Consider the following 16,974-nt stretch of genomic DNA (forward strand, 5'->3'; position numbering starts at 1 on the left):
GACAAGAGGAAAACAAAAAAAATCTTAAAAAACCTCTTGACAACCCCTTGCCCCAATGATATAATAAGAGTGTCGAAAGGGAACAGCAAATGAAAACCCTTTGACCGCCACCAACAAGAGGAAACTTAAAAAAAGTTTGAAAAACCTCTTGACAGCCCCTTACCACTGTGCTATAATAAAGGCACAAACAAGAGAAGCCACCTCTTAAAAAGCAGAAAGGTTCATGCTATGGAGAAGATGACGTATGTGGTTGCCCTTAACACCGCGATTGCCCGCCTGAACGATCTCATGGAAGAGGATCTCGCGCCCACCATCAGCAAACTGACTGACCTGCGCGATGCCACCATCAAGCGCAATTCCAAGGAGCGCAAGCCCACTCCCAAGGAGCAGGCCAAGGCTGAAACCGACAACGCGCTCGCGGATGCGGTGCTTGCGGTTCTGTCTAACGCGCCTGACCTCATGACGGTGACTGCCATCAAGGAAGCCGATGAGACTTTCGCGGATGTCAAGGTTCAGAAACTGTCGGCGGTTGTGCGGAAACTGCTTCTTGACGGCAAGGTCAAGAGGGAAGAGGTCAAGAGAAAGGAGTTCCCGTTACTTCTGCAGAGTATGGCGGAAAGGTGCTATCAAGCGTAAAAAATTTACTAAATACGAATATAGCGCAAATAAAAAAACTGGATATTAATGATTCGCAAGGCGTATGGCTTGATAAAAGTTTTGCCGATGCTCGCAATCTCTCAGTTGGCGATGAAATCACCTTTGAAAGTAACGGGACTGAAATCACAAAGCGGATTCGTGGTTTAGGCTATTCTCCAGAGTATACCTTTGATGTGCCGATAGGTGCTACACAGCCTAATTATACTGCAAAAGGTTTTGCTTATCTCTCACATAAGGCATTTCCGTCACAAAACATTCCATATAATGTTTTAAATGTCAAATTTGACGGCAATCCAGATACATTTTCAAAATTATTGGACTATCGTTTAAACGGATATTATACATTATTTTTAAAGAAATCAGAACAGCACAGTGTGGATGTGATTTCAGAAACCATTGCTCAGCAGAAATCCCTGTCATTTGTTTTTCCACTGATTTTTGTATTCATTTCAATGCTGATGCTTTTAACAACTATGAAAAGGATAATCTCCAATCAAAGAACTCAAATTGGAATTCTCAAGGCTAACGGCTTTAACAATAAAAGGATAATGTGGCATTACCTGCTTTCAGGATTTTTGCTGGTGGTTTTGGGATCGGTTATTGGTGCTGTTCTTGGTCCAATTATATTTCGCGCCCTTTCTGCACCATCAAGGTTTAGGGTCTTGAAATTTCCGTTCTGGCATGTTGGAGGATATGACTTTTCAGTAATTTCAATCATTATTATGGGGGCACTGGCTTTGATAGTTTCATATTATTCCATTAAACATATTATTGAAGAGCCTCCTTCCAGCATAATAAGGCCAAAGGCTCCAAAATCATCAAGTCTCTCCTATGTTGAAAAATTGAAGTTCTGGAGAAGGCTCCCATTTGATTTCAGATGGAATTTCAGAAGCATTAAAAGAAATAAATTCAGAGCACTAATGACTATAGTCGGCGTATTGGGGTGTACAGTACTATTAATTACTGGATTCGGATTATATGAGTCACTTAATGAATCCCGAGACTGGTATTTCGATGACGTTATACATTATGAATCCAAACTTATTCTTGAAGACAACACTGACCTGTCCCAGGTAAATGCCATTGCCTGTGAAGTTAATGGAGTTCCTGTAATGGAGTCATCCATTGAGATATTAAACAAGAAACCTGAATTCGTGTCGCTTTTGGTTTATAATCAAACGGACATGATCACGTTTACAGATGATAATCATCAAAAAGTTGATATTGCCGATGATGAGGTTTCCATTTCAAAAAAACTGGCAGAGAAACTTGATATTCATGTAGGTGATGTTATCGACTGCAATAGCATTGGCGAGAATAAGAATGTTAAAATCAGAATTGACAGGATTCACTCAAGTCCGTTTTCCCAGGGTCTTGTCATGTCTCCGGACAAATGGGAGAGTCTGGGGCTCGAGTATTCCCCGACATACATTGTTACTTCCCAGCATGTCAATGAATCCCATGGCGTTAAGTCAGTAGTCCATCTGGATAATCTCATTGGAGGATGGGACAGGATGGAGGAAGCTCCTATGCTGATAATCTATGCCATGGTGTCATTCGCTGTTGTTCTGGTTCTGGTTATTCTTTATAATTTGAACGTGATGTCTTTCAGTGAAAGCGAAAGGGATATTGCTACACTTAAGGTTTTAGGATTTAGAAGTTCTTATCTAACAAGAGTACTGTCAGCGGAAAGCGCATATTTCATTGTCATCGGATTTCTGGCAGGTATTCCCGTCGGATATCAGCTTCTTCTGCTTATGATTTACTCATTTGGGGACACCATATATATGCGGCCGTCAATATCTATGCTGAATATGGCAATTACAATTATAATAATCATCTCCGTTTCAGTAGTGACAGGCCTTTACTTTTTAGGAAAAATCAGGAAACTGAATATGGCCGATTCCCTTAAGGAACTTGAAAGATAACTCAATTTCTTTCGAAATGGAATTTCTTGATTGTAAAATATAGTTATGGGGGCAATCCGATCTTCAGGCAATAATGCGCATAATACTCTTGATTTTAATTAACGTAAATTATTGGCCATTGTTCTGCTTTTTTAGGTTTAGGACTCTCAATTTTAGCATTGGCTATATTTAAACTATACCCATTTTTAATAAAATTTATATGTAACATATATTTAATATATTCATAAAAGGAAGGGGGTTTTAAATGTGAAATTCCGTTATTTTTCAATTGTTGTGTTATTTGCAATAATTTTATCAATTGGAGTTGCTTTTGCTTCTGAAAACACTACGGATGCATTAAATGTTGATGAAAATGTTGATGAGATTTCCGCGGCGGATAATGTTGAAGAATTGTCATACGAAGACAATTCCGATGTAATTATGGCAGGTGATGAAGATGTTGACATTACTATCCATGAGGACTCTTATTCAGGATATGCCAGTTCAAAAATTGTTTCAATATCTGATAAAAATCATATAACTGGAAACATATCCATAGTCTTTGATGATAAAAAGACTTATGCCTATTCATTTGAGGATAAGGATAATAAATTGTCTTTTGATTTTTGTTTTTGGGATTTGGATTATTATCCAGGTAGCAGTATATATAAAATAAATGTGACCTATCAAAAGGATGAAAATGTAATATATAATAAGGTGGCTACTGTAGATTATACCAGTCCAATTTACACAAGTTTGGATGTAATAGAGGGTGAAACTGATTATGAGCCAATTTATTTTAATAAAGATCTTGACTTTTGGGTATTTTTGAAAGAAGATGCAAAGGGAATAGTATATGTCCACTTTAATGGTAAAAAATATGAAGGAAAATTTGATAATAAAGAGACTTATGATTTTAAAATTTTAAAAAAGGATTTAAAACTTGGTTATAATGAGATTACATGTACTTTTATCAATTCTACAACTAAATACCCAACTAAAACCATTAAACTAGGATGTTTTATTGAACCTATTATTCGTTTTAATGATCCTGTTGCCGTTGGTGAAAAGGCCACAATTGATATTTTGTCTATTAAAGGAACTAAAGTCAGCGTAACTCTCATGAAGGGTGAGAAAATTTTAGACACTTATTCTTTCGATGGGGAAAAATTCAGTATCCCATTGGAAAAATATATTGTAAAAGGTAGTAATGATATTGATTTGAAAATACAAGTAGGAAATTATACCACATGGTCTGGAGCGTACTTTAATGCATTTACCAACAGTAAACTTTTTAAATCAAGCATGTCAAGTGTTGGCAGGTCAGCGACCGTAAAGTTAACTGGACCAAAATTAAATAATAAAGTCGAGATATATCTGGACCATAAGCTAGTCAAATCAATTAGTATGAAAAAGGGTAAAATTTCATATACCTTTTCCAAATTAGGTTTCGGCAAGCACCATATCAAAGTTTTGTGCAATAATAAAAAGAAATTCTTTTCAAAAACATTCCATATTAATGTCAAATACTATTTGACTCTAAAATCCGTTAAGGTCAAAAAGAGCGCCAAAAAGCTTGTGCTTTCTGCAACAGTAAAAACCGTTAAAGAAAATAAGAAAGGCTTAAAAGTTACCTTCAAGTTCAACGGTAAAAAATATGTTGCAAAAACCAACAAAAAAGGTGTGGCAAAGGTAACTGTTAAAAAACAGGTTCTTAAAAAACTTAAAGTTGGTAAAAAGGTTAAATATCAGGCAAAATATGAAAAAATGACTGTGAAAAAGACTGTAAAAGTGAAAAGATAGTTGATATTTTTTTCTATGTGTCTGCCATAATTTGATTTTGGCAGATTTGTTTATTTTTTTTTAAGTATTTTTAATTCTAGTTTTAATAGGTTTTTGATTAATTTACTTTAGCATAAATTATTCAAAATTTCTTTTATTTGTTGTTTATGTTTTTAATAATACACTGCTAATCATACATTTTAAACCTGAATATCCTACTATTTCAAATTCATAATCTGAATTCAATAATCCTAATTCAAAACCACCTATACCACTAAAAACACTAAAAACTCTTAACTTTCCCATTTCTTGAATTTATTTACTCCTATAAAAAAAATTAAAAAATTAACTGTTTTTATTCCCATGGTCTTTTTTTATTAGCATATTTTAAATTTAACCACTCTTCAAAATCTATAAAATCATCATTCTTATTTGATTTAACATATTCATCATATTCTTTTGCATCAGAAAATATATAATCCATATTTGTTTTTATATTATTTTCATGCTCTTTAATACGATTAAATATTTCACTATCATTAGTTTTAATATACTGATTTTCTTTCATTCTACCCACTCCACACTTAAATCGAATCCCATATCCTTGAATTCAGTTTTGAATAATTCACTGCTAATCATACATTTTAAACTCAAAATAGTTTCTATTATCTTTTTATTCACGAATGTGCTTCTTTACCCCCAAATATATTATATTCAAAGTAATTAGCGAATGTATTTCCTTTTATATTCCAATTATAATATACTGGTCTTATATTAAGCACATCATCCATTATCATATCTATTTCTTCAACTGATAAACCATACTTTTCAAGATTTATACCTTCATCACTACTGAAAATGTCTTTAATTATATCAATTTTCCTTTTAGATGGTAAGTTATGTAAGTCTATTTTCACTTCAACTTCAGCGATTAAATCCCTATCTTCTAACTGCCTAAAAAGATAATCTCCACTGAATTATCTTTATCATTGGTGATTTCTGAGATATTTTTGCATAGATCTTTTCTTCACCATTGCTTAACTCTCCTGCATATAATGAGCTTTGAATCTTTCGAAGCCCATAATGCTTGAGGATGTTTTCAATATTTTCATGGCTTGTCTTGAATTTGCAGTAAAAACTAGCTCTAATGTAACTGAAATAATTCATGTTTAAAGTTTAATAAAATTAGTAAAAAAAAGCATTGTCTAAATAGTTTAGAAGAAAAACTCCTAAACCATCACCGTTTTAGACAATTTAACTTACAGTTAAAGGAGGGTTTTACCCTTCTCGAATATTAATATATTCGTGTTAATTCTTATATTTTTTAAGACATATAAATCTTTTCTAATTTTATATTTTATGAAAGTAAGGAAGAATTATGGAACTTCCGAGGGTGAACTCTTATACGTCAAGAACCTTACTTTCTCATTCAACAGTCTGTTTTCAAAGGATTACATCGACAAATCTATAATGCAGACTATAAGTGTTAACACACTTAAAAGTAATGCAATATACTTTATCATCTGATACCTCCATTATGATGAAAAAATTTTTTAAAATTTTAATTCATCCTGTAAGTTATTTTTTTAAAGTTAAAAAATTTCTATTACTATTAACTATATAGTATTACTAATATATAAAATAGTATTACTATATTTTTTCCTGAAGATTTATATATCTGTTTTTTCACCATTGTGTATTTTCAAAATATTTTTATTACTCTTAGCATGTTTTTTATTACAAAATCAAAATTTGAAGAAATTATCATTTTGAAACCGCCTGATGTATATGTATTGCTTCACTTCCAACATTTCTCCACAATCTCCCAAATTGACCTAATTTAATATATAAAGAGAACGTATATTTTATGTAATAATATACGTAAAAAGTGAAAAGATACGAAGTCTTTATATATTAAAAAATTCAATAGTATAACAAGGGTTTGAGTCAAGAAAACATGGAGGCGAAAAGCGAATGATAGAAGTGAATGAGCTATCCGACTACCTGGAAGAATACCTGGAGGAAAAGCAGGAAGTAAAAAACCTGACAAAGGAAACCATAAGAAAACAGACCTTCAACATATCCAAGTTCATAGAATATCTTGAAAACCAGGGAGTGGAGGAGCTAAACGACAAGAATATCAAAAGGCAACTGCGACATTACCGTAGGCACTGCCTGAAGGAACGAGGAAACAAGAGGACCACCGTTAAAACATACATGATGAACATTCTCGAATTCATCAACTCAGAAGACGTGCAGGAAGATTTGCAGCACGAACCAATCAAAATGAAGGATATCATAGAGGTCAAAAGCGAAGATCCGGAAACTGCCAAAAAAAGAATAGAGAAAATATCCCTATCCTGGCCGCAATCCAATTTCTTTTTGGATACAATTGATTTACGCGGAAACAAGAGAGATTACGCAATATGCAGGACATTCATCGATTCCGGGATGAGGCTCAAGGAACTTGTGCTCTTAAACAAGACCGATATTCAGGTTCCGCTGGATGAGCACGGCTACTATATCCTTCCAGATGACCCGAATGAATTCATTGATGTTTACCTGCGTGCAGAAACCACCAAGGGGGAATTGAAGGACCGTACGACATTCATAACCTATGATACATTGAGAAGCATCAATGACATGATAAGGGAGAGAACCACAAAAATGAGGAAAAACACTAATGACGTCTACAGACCAATAGTTCAGAGAAAAAAAGCCAAGGAGGAAGAAACACGGGAAGAACTGTTCACCACTCAAAAGGGAAAACGCATAAGCAAGCGTGGAGTTCAGGACATCATAAAGAAATATGCTCGTGAATGCGATTTCAGAATACGGGACGAGGGAATTGAATGTCCTGTTGATTACACCCATAGCGTCAGTGTCCACATTCTAAGACACACAGCACTGTCCCATTATGCTGAAATCCTAACAGTTGCAGAGGTTCAATCTATTGCAGGTCACTCCAACTCTCAAACCACAGATAAGTATATTCACATTGACCGTGAGCAAATGAAACAAAAATTAAAAGTCAATTCTCGAAGATTTAACACTTAATAATGTTAAATCTTCTATACTAATTTTTAAATACTAATTCTGCCAAATATAAGATTATACAATCGAATTTTTTTGAAAGATTACTATGAATTTAAAAAGAAAATTTCTTATATTTGGTATTGTAGTAATTCTCATTTCCATTATGGGAGTTTATTCAGCGCAATATCATGAAAATGCAACTGAAGTATCCGGTATTGTTGAAAGCGCCAATGGAGATGATGTTTTTGGATGTTGTTCCATTGTATTGCAATTAGATGGAAATGATGGTATGATGTCATTTAGACGTGATTCCAATTACACTGCCGACATTAAGGTTGAAAAGATTAACTGGCACGGCATTCCTGTAATCAAACAGTCTAAGGAAGATCAAGGTTATTTCACCCATGTAATAATCACCCATGACGGCTGGATGATCGGTATGGGCGGCATTGATGACGGTGAAGACAGCAAGAAATGTGAAGATATAGCCTATAAAATGATAAACAATGATTCAAGCATCAACAAATCCTGCCTGAAGGAAATTCAGGATATCAAAAAGCCATACGGCAGAGGACATGTTGTAGTCAAGGCGCCTAACGGCAATTATGGGTTTGCGAATGTTAATAAGTTGAAAACCGGCACTTTGGAACCAGGAATGTATATTTCCATACCGAATAATTATTCAATGTCTCGTTCAGGCAATCTTTCATTAGAAAGTGATGATTTAATTAAGGATATGACTGAATTATCCCAATTGGACAAGTATGGTTTTGATAGGCGTGATATCATAACCTATGATTTCCATGCATCCCCAAACAATAACACTACTGATGTTTACGTGGCAAATGAGGATGGATCCAAGTTGAATGTCAGTTATGTTGATTGTGTTGATGATGTTTATTTCAACAATCAGCTTACAAAGGCAGTGGATATTCCAATTGCTCCTGATTACAAGAGTTTAGGTTCAATTACCTTCACTGATGCTGACTTGAATTCTTTAGATGGAAATATGGTTTATATTGTCCTTGCAGGTGTAGTGATTTTCATTATTGCATTGAGTTATGGTGTTTATAGGTTTGTGAGATTTGTTAAAACTAAATTTATGCGCTGAATTTTATTAAATTTCATGAAATTTATTAAAAAACAGCAAAAATTAAAGAAAATACTCTATATCAATAGCTTGATATATATGTAAGAGTTGATTTAGACTATTTTCTTAATATTACTTGAGTACAAGTGGTAAAATATGTATAATATATACTATCTGTATTTCCTTAAAATATATAAATATATATCTTCTTTATTTACAGAAATACAGAAAACTATATAATTACTATAATAACTACTATTACTATAAACTGTAAAACTATATTAATAGTAATTATAGTAAAAGTATATATTAAACTACTTTAACTACTTTAACTATTTTTATATATTTATCTATAAGTATATATTTAAGGTTTATATACGGAAATACTATGCCGACTACTGTAATATTACACTAACGAAAAAAAAAAAAAAAATAACGATTTTAAGCAAGTTATATCATAAACAACAACTAAAAAATCATTGATATCACAATAAAACCATATCATAAATCTAATTTAATGATAATACTCATATTTAATCATAATGCAATAAAAATAAAACCGCTGAATCCCTGGTTTTTATAAGATTTATTAAATTTTATGAAATTTGTTAATTTTAACGAAATCTACTAATTTCACAATTTCACAAAAACCTCAAAAAGAAACTACTCCATCTATATATGTGATGATTAATATAAAGCAATTTCTTCAAATCACAGACTGGATTAAAAAATAAATTAATAATTTTGACAAAAATCAGCTATGAATCATAAGTGCTGGTTATGAATTCGCCAAAATTATGCTCATCAACAATCACATTATTCAATACAATCACTTCCCCTAATGAAATGAGAAAGGCAATCTCTGAAATTTCTAAAAAATTAATCCTCATAATAAACACAGCATGATTTCTTCAACATCTCATATTGTTTGCACTCGTCCCTGCAGTCCGGAATGTCCAATGACCGAATTGCCTTAAAAAGGCTTCGGGTATTCTCATTTGGAGTGATTGAAACGCCAATGCATATGCTTTCATCAGCATTCAATGTTTTTAAATCGCTGATGCTTTCAACAACATCATCAAACTCCTTTCTCCATAATACATGGGAAGGTTCTAAATGCCCATCACACCGACTCTTAACATAAGGGTCCTGAGAAATCTTTTCACATCTGATCCTGTAAGCTTTTTTGATAATGTCAAGGAATTCCTCACGTGAATAACTGGTCTCGCTCATATACACAGTCTTGTAGTATTCCTCATATGATATTCCTTCCATAAAATAATATTTCAAACGAACACCTCTTAAATAGGACTGTATTGCATGATGTAGATTACATCAACGATGATGTTGACTGTTAAAACGATAATCATGAGCAGCAATATATTGTCACTGAATGATGACTTAGGAGTCTGTAATCTGATTCTTGGTGTTTTTTCTAATCTTTCAAGCCAAATGTACTCGTCATATAACTCAAATTCATCAAACACGTATTTGCCAGGATATTTCTCTTCGATTTTTTCCTTATCCTCATCGGATGTGATTCCGTATCTGATTCGCCTGTTTTTGTCAAAAACCTCATAGTATCTATATTTAATGTTTAGACTTTGTTGTGGAGTCAATCCCATTCAAATCACCTCACAGTATCGAAAGTTTTATAAACTATTAAAATATAATTATTATTAGTTTTATTAAACTAGTTTTTAATAAAATTCTGGTGATGAATCTAGAAAGAGAAAAAACAGACGGCGAAGGTTAAACCTTCTAAAAGCTCTTTCATTACAGATTCATCACCGTTCTAGGAATTCAACGATGCATTTACTTTTTCTTGGCTTAATCTATATAATAATATTGTATAGATTATCAAGCCAATATTCAAGTGGATTGTTATTGCAACAATCATTAACATCACCTCCTCAAAAATGAATAAATGGAGCGTGAATTACTAGTGAATTACCCTGCACCGTTGATGTCTGTTTTTAAACCAGATACTGATTTTAACCAATACTGATTTTTGCAGGGCATTCAATGAAATGACAATTCGCCATTTCCCATATAACATATTATGCGTTCTTTTTATTTAAAACAGGCAGTTCTAAGTGCTTGCAATTTTTCACTCTTGAAGCATTATTTCACTGTCAGACAACTTTTCGTTAAAAAAGAGTTTAAATGAAAATCAAGCATTATTTTTAAAAAAAGAGTGTTATTGGAGTGTTAAAATCCTAGAAGTATCTTGATTCCAATGATGATGAGTATGGCTCCTCCGATGATTTGGAACTTGTCACCGACATAATCACCTATCCTGCGCCCTATGAAAACTCCGATGATGCTGAAGGCGAATGCAACGATACCTATGATTATGGAGGATATCAATACTGGATCCTTTATCAATGCTATTGTTATTCCGACTGCAAAGGCGTCGATGCTTGTTGCCACTGCAAGCAGTGTAACTTCCCTGAATGAGAAATGGTCGGTTATCTCCTCATCATCACCGCTTAGGCTTTCACGTATCATGTTCAATCCGATAATCAAAAGAAGTATGAAGCCGATTATCGGAGCCAGTGCCTCGACTATGCTTGCAATTACATTTCCGCAGTAATATCCGATGAGCGGCATGAAGAATTGGAATCCTCCGAAAAACAGTCCGTAATATAATATCTGAGGATTGGTGAGGTGCTTCTGGGTGAATCCCTTGGTCATTGAGACGCTGAAGGCATCCATTGCAAGGGCCACCGCTATGAGTAATGTTGATATTATATTGAATGACATTAGATAATGCTTTGTCGCTAATGGTATTAATAGGTTTTTGAATCAATATTTGGAGGATTACCTGGGCGTTAACCCAAGTAATCATCGCACGGTCGGGTTTGAGAAATGAGTATATGAGTTCATTTCTCATATTAATTATTATGTGTTCTTTTTATTTAAAATGGGTAGTTCTAAGCCCTTGCAATTTTTCACAGTCATGCCAATATTTCACGCTCACACAATTATTTCCCCGAATGCCTGCAGGTAATCTGAAAGTTACCTGATTCATCATTAACCTTTTTATAGTATTTTAAATTATATTATTAACTATGAAAGACTTATTTGATTATGTTGAATTTGGAGACTTGAAACTTAACAGCAGAATAGTCAGAACAGGATTATGGGAATCAGAAAGGGAAAAATCAGGAAACTTCACGCCTGAAATATACACCCGCTACGAGAACATTGCCGCAAGCGGTGTCGGGCTGATAATAAGTGAAGTGTTCTCACTGTATCCTAGGGATGTGTTCTCAAAATACACCAATACAATCAATTACAATCGCTTCGTCAGGGAAGCCAAGGACCTCACCGACATGGTTCATATCTATGACGTGCCGATTTTTGCACAATTGGGGTTCGTCCAGTTCCACAAGAAAGCTGAGCATAACGTTCAGGTTGATGACGTCACCATCGAGGACATCAGGAAAATACAGACCGACATCATCATCGCAGCTCAGAAATTCGATTACGCAGGCTTTGACGGAATACAATTGGGACTGGGAAACTATTACTTCTTGGCAAGGTTCATCAACCCTAACTTCAACCACAGAACCGATAGGTATGGCGGAAGCACCCTGAACAGGTTGAAGATAGTTCTTGAAATCATCAAGGTGATAAAGCAGAACACTAAGCTTCATATAAACGTTCGTCTCAACGCTTTTGACGGAACCAATATGGGAATGAGTCTTGACGAGACAATTGAGATATGCAGGATACTTGAAAAGTACGGTGTCGACTCACTCCAGATTACCCGTCCACGCTCACCGCAATTCTTCACACAGGAAAACAAGGAGAAAAACCCATTGATAGAGGCGACCAATGAAATAATTAAGCATGTTGACATACCGGTCATACTTGGTGGTGGGTCAAACAGCCAAAACCAGATCAATGATATCCTCAACACTACAGATATCGATTACATATCCATGCAAAGGCCATTTGTGGCTGATCCTAGTTTCCTTGTGGATTGGCAGGTTCTGGGTGACGGTGTCAGCAGATGCATTACCTGCAACAATTGCTACTGGAAAAAAACAAGCACCTGTTTCATCAAGCCCTGCAAGGTGGAAACACCCTCATTAGAGGATGATGTTTTAGATGAGTAAAAAAAAGTTATGATATCAGGTTGTCACGGTAGCAGGTCTCATCCTTCAGGCCTTCAATGTGGTGCATTACATTCAACTTCAAGTCTTCCAGCTTTATCCGGGTTTCCAGGTCATTGAAATCAACCTGGAACTGGAAAATGCATTTGGCCTCCATTTCATAATCATAGACTATCCAGTTAGGCCCTACAATGTCAATCATGTATACTGACCATCTTGACATTACATTATTGATTTTTTCAGTGACGTCCTCAACGTCAAAATCATCATCAAAAACTATTTTCTTCATTGATACAGGTCCTCTGATCCCTGTTGCGGGTTCAGGTTCAATTCAATCTCCTCACGGTTGAAAATGCCGAAAGTTGTTATTTCGCTTTTCCTCACGGTCAATGGCTGGGAGATATTATTGTCTTCTATTGATATTATGGCGACGTTGAGCCATTCCTCATCCTCTGAGAGGTACCTGCACGGCTCGAAGAGTTGGAATTTGGTTATTATTGTAAGCAGTGCGTCATCAATATCCAGTTCCTCGCCAAGGTGCAGTCTGTTGAGTTCTATTATCTTGTCCTTAACGTTCATTATTCATGCTCCATTATAGTATTTTTCAAGTTCGTCAATATTATCCATTGCTGTTTTGAAACCGTCAGTCACCACAAGCCAGATTGCCTTTAGGTAACCTTCATCAGTTAGCTTGTTGCAGTTTTCAAGCTTCAGCATTTCATAATTGGGCTTGTCGTGATTATGCCATTCGAATTCTGATTTGATTTCATCGCGCAAATCATCATCAATGAACATTTCCAGTATGTCCTTTATGGTGTTTGCGAAATTGTTCCCGATTGATTTGGTTATTTCAATCTCATCACGGCTCATCTCACCATTCATCCTCTCGATGATGCTTAGGAATGATGAGTAGTCCTGATATCCGTAGACTGTGAATCTGCCTTCGCAGCAGTGGGCTGAGTATTCATCAATGAGCATTGGGAAATTATCATATGATAATATGTACTCGCTTATTATATTGATATAATTGTTTTTGCTGCATTTCAATAGTTTGCACAGAACTCCATTGATTATCTCCTTTAGGATGAAGTGTGCAAGCTCATGTATCAATGTGGTGATCTTTAAGGAGTCGTTTTGACGGTCATCTATAATGATTTTATCCTTTTCAAAAAATCCTAATTCCTGCCCGTATGATTTGTAATCAATTTTAACGAATGATTTTGCAAAAAGAAGTATTTTTTCGAGAATGCTTAGTTCTCTCATATCGATATAGTTGCTTTTAATCATTTCATCCATGTTTTTAAGGGATGTTTTCTTGATGTTTTTGATAATGTTCTCATAATTTTTCATTGTGAATCTGAACTCGTTGACCTTGACTAGATTATCCTCTGTCAGTATGCTTTTGAAGTCTTTGAAATCATTTTTTCCTTTAAATGTGAATTTAGGACGGTTATCAATATCCTTAACCGGTGTTTTTTCTTTAATGTCCTTTAATGTTACAAGACATTCATAGCATGCGTTTTCAGAATCAGGGTATTTTCTATGGCATTTCGGACAGAATTTGGAGAATGGAAGTTCCCTATATTCCATTTTCAAATCTGCACATAAATCATCTAACCTTGGAGAACATAAACGAACGATGTGCTCCTGTGAAAGCAGATTATCAATTAACAGTTGTTTTTCAATATCTACTTCTAAAAACTCTGACAATTCACTTAACATGCTTTTCACCTGAGGATTATCTTAAAAGTAATGCTGACAGTATCCATATGATGATGCTTAACACTATAATGTATTTCCCGTGCTTTTTGGCATTCTCTGAGTTTCTGGTCAACAGGTATACTGACATTATCAAACCGAACAATGGTATCAGTATCGCTAAGGCATAACCTGCAATTATTGCGAGTTTATGGTCATTTTCCACTACTGGTACGGTGTATTCTTCTTTTTTCGGTGGCGCCTGCTTGCTTTCAAGGTTTGTTCCGCAGCTCTTGCAGAATTTCGCATCGTCAACCAGCTCTTCACCACAGTTTGGACAGTATCTTGACATGTTATTATATTATGTTTTAATCTGTTATAATCATTGCCTTTTTCACTCATCATTGAAGAGTTTTTCCAACAGGTGCTCTTCGTTGCGGTAAAGGTCCAATTGTATCATTTCCTGGAGTTTCTGCGGTGCATTCAAAAGTTCCATTGACTGTTTCCATGGAATGTAGGCTTTCTTTGCTCCACGGTCAATGCATATCTTCATGGTTAGGGGCAACTTGCCGTTGCTTGCCTCGGTTATTATTACTGTGCCTTCGTCTAAACATTGATCGTACTTGATGCTTTCATTTGCTATCACTTCAACTAAACTAGAGTCAATGCACTCACCGTCACCGGTCAGATTATCAATGGTTATTTCATTATTCTTGACTCTTAGCTTGAAGACATCATCCTCGACAAAGAAGACTTCACCAACGCCCAGGGGTTCTGCCAGGATATCCTCCAGGTCGCTGCCGCTGACGTCAAAGTGCTTTGACTCATCAGTTGGCATCTGAACATAAGGGATGACGAAATCCGTGTCATTGGCAGGCTTGTCTACTTTCTCATCACTTTGCCCGGCAATGATTTTCAAAAGGCGAATTATTTCAGCGTTCTGCTTTTCAATATTCTTGTTTACTCTAATTAACTCGGATAATTCGGACATGATACTACATTTATATAAGATGTTTATTATAATTTTTCAATCCAACCGGAACATGTAATACATGCTGTTGCACAGTCTCATGTCATTGGCGTACTTCTCAAAGCCCAATGAGTACCTTAAAAGAACAGCCCTTGGAATCAGGACATTGTCGCTGTCAGGGTTAAGCACAATACCGTCCAGATCCTCGCTCAAAACGTAATTGACAAGCATTGCAAGGTTCACCACCTGAGCATACTTACGCTTGTCAGTGTTTGCCTGCCTGATCTTATCGGTTGAAGAGAATATTGTCACATAGACTCCACCGATCTTGTCTGTGTACATTCCGGCCACGGGACCATGCTCCTTGAGGTCAATGACATTCTCATCGAAGTCCAAATCACTCACCATCAATGCCAGGATGTCGCTTGATGACAATGCCTCGAAAAGCCCCTCATAATCCCCGATGTTTTGAGGGTTTGATATATACTCCTCCAAGGCATTATTGTCAATATTTCGGTAGATGTCATATAATTCGCTGCCGGTGTATGCATCTGTAGTGTAGAAGTTGGTCCTGGGGATATTTGCAATGGTTAGTATGAATTCCTTGGTGAAGAGGTACTTCTCGGAAGCCGGGTTTAAAATGTATCCCTCAATTTCAGTTGTCTTGAGAATGTTTTGATATACCTCGAAGGGATTCTGCAGCAACTGAACCTCTTCCTCGGAGTGGAACTTGTGAAACTCATCCGGGTCAGTGAATAATGCCGTGAGCTTCAAATCCTCATAGTCATAGGTGATGAAGCTCAATGAACCATTCTCCTTTTGAGCCGCAATATAAAGATTGGAGTATCTAAACTCATTAATCAGTTTCAAGACAAGATTCTCGTTCAGCTTATTGTCATTGGCATAGATGTCCTCAATGACTGTTCTTAAATGTTTATGATTGGTCATCAAGAGTATTTTTATTTCAAATACTATTTATAAGTTAAATCTGATTCATGTCAAAGTAACCCCGATCCTCCAATCCCTTCAACTGGTAATGGAAACGCTTCAAGTCCTCAGGATGATTGTTGAGATACATTAGTATGGTGTTCAGCTCATCCTCATACAATTCCAGTTCATGATAAGCCCTTGACAGGTTCATGTATAAGCGCCAATCATCAACCTCGTCCCTTATGAGTTTCTTGAAATGGTAAACTGCCTTTTCATAATCATCATCGCTTAAAAGCTCCTCACCATTCATTATAAGCTTTTCAACCTGAGCATTGCTTTTGCGCCTTACCAGTGCCTTAAAATCATCTGGAACATACCTGCTGGATAAAACATATGTCCTTAATCGGTTGTCGATGAAATATGTCTTGCAGTAATCCTCCTCAAATCGCATTCCCCTTCCATGTGTCTGCACGAGCCTCAGGCTGGTCTTGTAGTCATACCATTCACTGTCCATGGCAATTCGTGTCTTGACCTGCTTGCTTCCCAAATCCGGGTAAGGTATCTTATAGATTATCTGGAACCTGCACATATCCCCCGGCAAGTCCACTCCCTCATCCATCGACGGTGAAACCAGCACCAGCGGTTCGTTGCTTTCCTTGAACTCCTCAAGGATTTCACTCCGGTTCCGGGTATTATGGGCTATCAGCCGCCTGTCTGGGATATTGTCCATTATATAGTGCATGCACTGTGTGCTAACAGTGTGTATTATGCCCTTTTCAT

22 protein-coding genes are annotated in these 16,974 nt (G+C 35.8%); 7 read left to right on the top strand and 15 right to left on the bottom strand.

Going from position 1 to position 16,974, the window contains the following annotated elements; genetic code table 11:
• Positions 1-228: 228 nt before the first annotated feature.
• The 3 genes from QZU77_RS07845 to QZU77_RS07855 all read left to right on the top strand — a co-directional run bounded on the left by QZU77_RS07845 (position 229) and on the right by QZU77_RS07855 (position 4,367).
• Positions 229-636, top strand: coding sequence for a hypothetical protein (locus QZU77_RS07845; protein WP_295602814.1), 408 nt, complete (start codon positions 229-231; stop codon positions 634-636).
• Positions 621-2,585: an ABC transporter permease gene (locus tag QZU77_RS07850; protein WP_295602832.1), complete on the top strand. Its 1,965-nt coding sequence runs from the start codon at positions 621-623 to the stop codon at positions 2,583-2,585. The genes QZU77_RS07845 and QZU77_RS07850 overlap by 16 nt, the downstream gene beginning before the upstream one ends.
• Positions 2,586-2,831: 246 nt before the next feature.
• Entirely contained in the window at positions 2,832-4,367 is a 1,536-nt protein-coding gene (locus tag QZU77_RS07855) for a hypothetical protein (RefSeq protein WP_295602836.1), read from the top strand.
• A gap of 144 nt (positions 4,368-4,511) precedes the next feature.
• Here QZU77_RS07855 and QZU77_RS07860 read toward each other — a convergent pair whose 3' ends face one another.
• The 4 genes from QZU77_RS07860 to QZU77_RS07875 all read right to left on the bottom strand — a co-directional run bounded on the left by QZU77_RS07860 (position 4,512) and on the right by QZU77_RS07875 (position 5,513).
• Positions 4,512-4,652, bottom strand: a complete 141-nt coding sequence (locus QZU77_RS07860; protein ID WP_295602838.1) for a hypothetical protein — start codon at positions 4,650-4,652, stop codon at positions 4,512-4,514.
• Positions 4,653-4,701: 49 nt separating this feature from the next.
• Positions 4,702-4,914 carry a hypothetical protein gene (locus tag QZU77_RS07865; RefSeq protein WP_295602840.1) on the bottom strand — a complete coding sequence of 71 codons (213 nt, stop codon included), beginning with the start codon at positions 4,912-4,914 and terminating at the stop codon, positions 4,702-4,704.
• 109 nt (positions 4,915-5,023) lie between these two features.
• Complete coding sequence (locus QZU77_RS07870) at positions 5,024-5,263, bottom strand: hypothetical protein (protein ID WP_295602846.1); 240 nt, start codon at positions 5,261-5,263, stop codon at positions 5,024-5,026.
• 37 nt (positions 5,264-5,300) lie between these two features.
• Positions 5,301-5,513 carry a hypothetical protein gene (locus tag QZU77_RS07875; RefSeq protein WP_295602848.1) on the bottom strand — a complete coding sequence of 71 codons (213 nt, stop codon included), beginning with the start codon at positions 5,511-5,513 and terminating at the stop codon, positions 5,301-5,303.
• A 192-nt stretch (positions 5,514-5,705) separates the two neighbouring features.
• Between QZU77_RS07875 and QZU77_RS07880 the strand changes: the two genes are divergently transcribed.
• From QZU77_RS07880 to QZU77_RS07890, 3 genes are all read left to right on the top strand, one after another.
• Positions 5,706-5,873 (top strand): hypothetical protein, encoded by a 168-nt coding sequence (locus QZU77_RS07880; RefSeq protein ID WP_295602850.1) that lies wholly within the window; start codon positions 5,706-5,708, stop codon positions 5,871-5,873.
• Positions 5,874-6,320: 447 nt separating this feature from the next.
• A complete protein-coding gene (locus tag QZU77_RS07885) occupies positions 6,321-7,403 on the top strand; it encodes a site-specific integrase (RefSeq protein WP_295602852.1) in 1,083 nt (360 codons plus the stop codon).
• A gap of 142 nt (positions 7,404-7,545) precedes the next feature.
• Entirely contained in the window at positions 7,546-8,493 is a 948-nt protein-coding gene (locus tag QZU77_RS07890) for a hypothetical protein (RefSeq protein ID WP_295602853.1), read from the top strand.
• A 737-nt stretch (positions 8,494-9,230) separates the two neighbouring features.
• Here QZU77_RS07890 and QZU77_RS07895 read toward each other — a convergent pair.
• From QZU77_RS07895 to QZU77_RS07910, 4 genes are all read right to left on the bottom strand, one after another.
• Complete coding sequence (locus QZU77_RS07895) at positions 9,231-9,362, bottom strand: hypothetical protein (RefSeq protein WP_295602855.1); 132 nt, start codon at positions 9,360-9,362, stop codon at positions 9,231-9,233.
• Positions 9,352-9,762 carry a hypothetical protein gene (locus QZU77_RS07900; protein WP_295602857.1) on the bottom strand — a complete coding sequence of 137 codons (411 nt, stop codon included), beginning with the start codon at positions 9,760-9,762 and terminating at the stop codon, positions 9,352-9,354. Before QZU77_RS07900 ends, QZU77_RS07895 begins: the two co-directional genes overlap by 11 nt.
• A gap of 11 nt (positions 9,763-9,773) precedes the next feature.
• A complete protein-coding gene (locus QZU77_RS07905; protein WP_295602859.1) occupies positions 9,774-10,097 on the bottom strand; it encodes a hypothetical protein in 324 nt (107 codons plus the stop codon).
• A 586-nt stretch (positions 10,098-10,683) separates the two neighbouring features.
• Positions 10,684-11,238 (bottom strand): manganese efflux pump, encoded by a 555-nt coding sequence (locus QZU77_RS07910; RefSeq protein ID WP_295602861.1) that lies wholly within the window; start codon positions 11,236-11,238, stop codon positions 10,684-10,686.
• Positions 11,239-11,546: 308 nt separating this feature from the next.
• Between QZU77_RS07910 and QZU77_RS07915 the strand changes: the two genes are divergently transcribed.
• Positions 11,547-12,599 (top strand): NADH-dependent flavin oxidoreductase, encoded by a 1,053-nt coding sequence (locus tag QZU77_RS07915; protein ID WP_295602863.1) that lies wholly within the window; start codon positions 11,547-11,549, stop codon positions 12,597-12,599.
• A gap of 7 nt (positions 12,600-12,606) precedes the next feature.
• Here QZU77_RS07915 and QZU77_RS07920 read toward each other — a convergent pair whose 3' ends face one another.
• From QZU77_RS07920 to QZU77_RS07950, 7 genes are all read right to left on the bottom strand, one after another.
• Positions 12,607-12,885: a hypothetical protein gene (locus tag QZU77_RS07920; protein ID WP_295602865.1), complete on the bottom strand. Its 279-nt coding sequence runs from the start codon at positions 12,883-12,885 to the stop codon at positions 12,607-12,609.
• Entirely contained in the window at positions 12,882-13,175 is a 294-nt protein-coding gene (locus QZU77_RS07925; RefSeq protein WP_295602867.1) for a hypothetical protein, read from the bottom strand. Before QZU77_RS07925 ends, QZU77_RS07920 begins: the two co-directional genes overlap by 4 nt.
• 3 nt (positions 13,176-13,178) lie before the next feature.
• Positions 13,179-14,318: a hypothetical protein gene (locus QZU77_RS07930; protein WP_295602869.1), complete on the bottom strand. Its 1,140-nt coding sequence runs from the start codon at positions 14,316-14,318 to the stop codon at positions 13,179-13,181.
• 16 nt (positions 14,319-14,334) lie between these two features.
• Complete coding sequence (locus tag QZU77_RS07935) at positions 14,335-14,646, bottom strand: zinc-ribbon domain-containing protein (RefSeq protein WP_295602871.1); 312 nt, start codon at positions 14,644-14,646, stop codon at positions 14,335-14,337.
• Positions 14,647-14,688: 42 nt separating this feature from the next.
• Positions 14,689-15,285 (bottom strand): hypothetical protein, encoded by a 597-nt coding sequence (locus tag QZU77_RS07940; protein ID WP_295602872.1) that lies wholly within the window; start codon positions 15,283-15,285, stop codon positions 14,689-14,691.
• 36 nt (positions 15,286-15,321) lie between these two features.
• Positions 15,322-16,212, bottom strand: coding sequence for an SseB family protein (locus QZU77_RS07945; RefSeq protein ID WP_295602874.1), 891 nt, complete (start codon positions 16,210-16,212; stop codon positions 15,322-15,324).
• A 34-nt stretch (positions 16,213-16,246) separates the two neighbouring features.
• On the bottom strand, positions 16,247-16,974 hold a 728-nt coding region (locus QZU77_RS07950; protein WP_295602876.1), incomplete at its 5' end, for a helicase C-terminal domain-containing protein.

It is taken from the genome of uncultured Methanobrevibacter sp. (genome assembly GCF_902774605.1).
Lineage (GTDB): Archaea > Methanobacteriota > Methanobacteria > Methanobacteriales > Methanobacteriaceae > Methanocatella.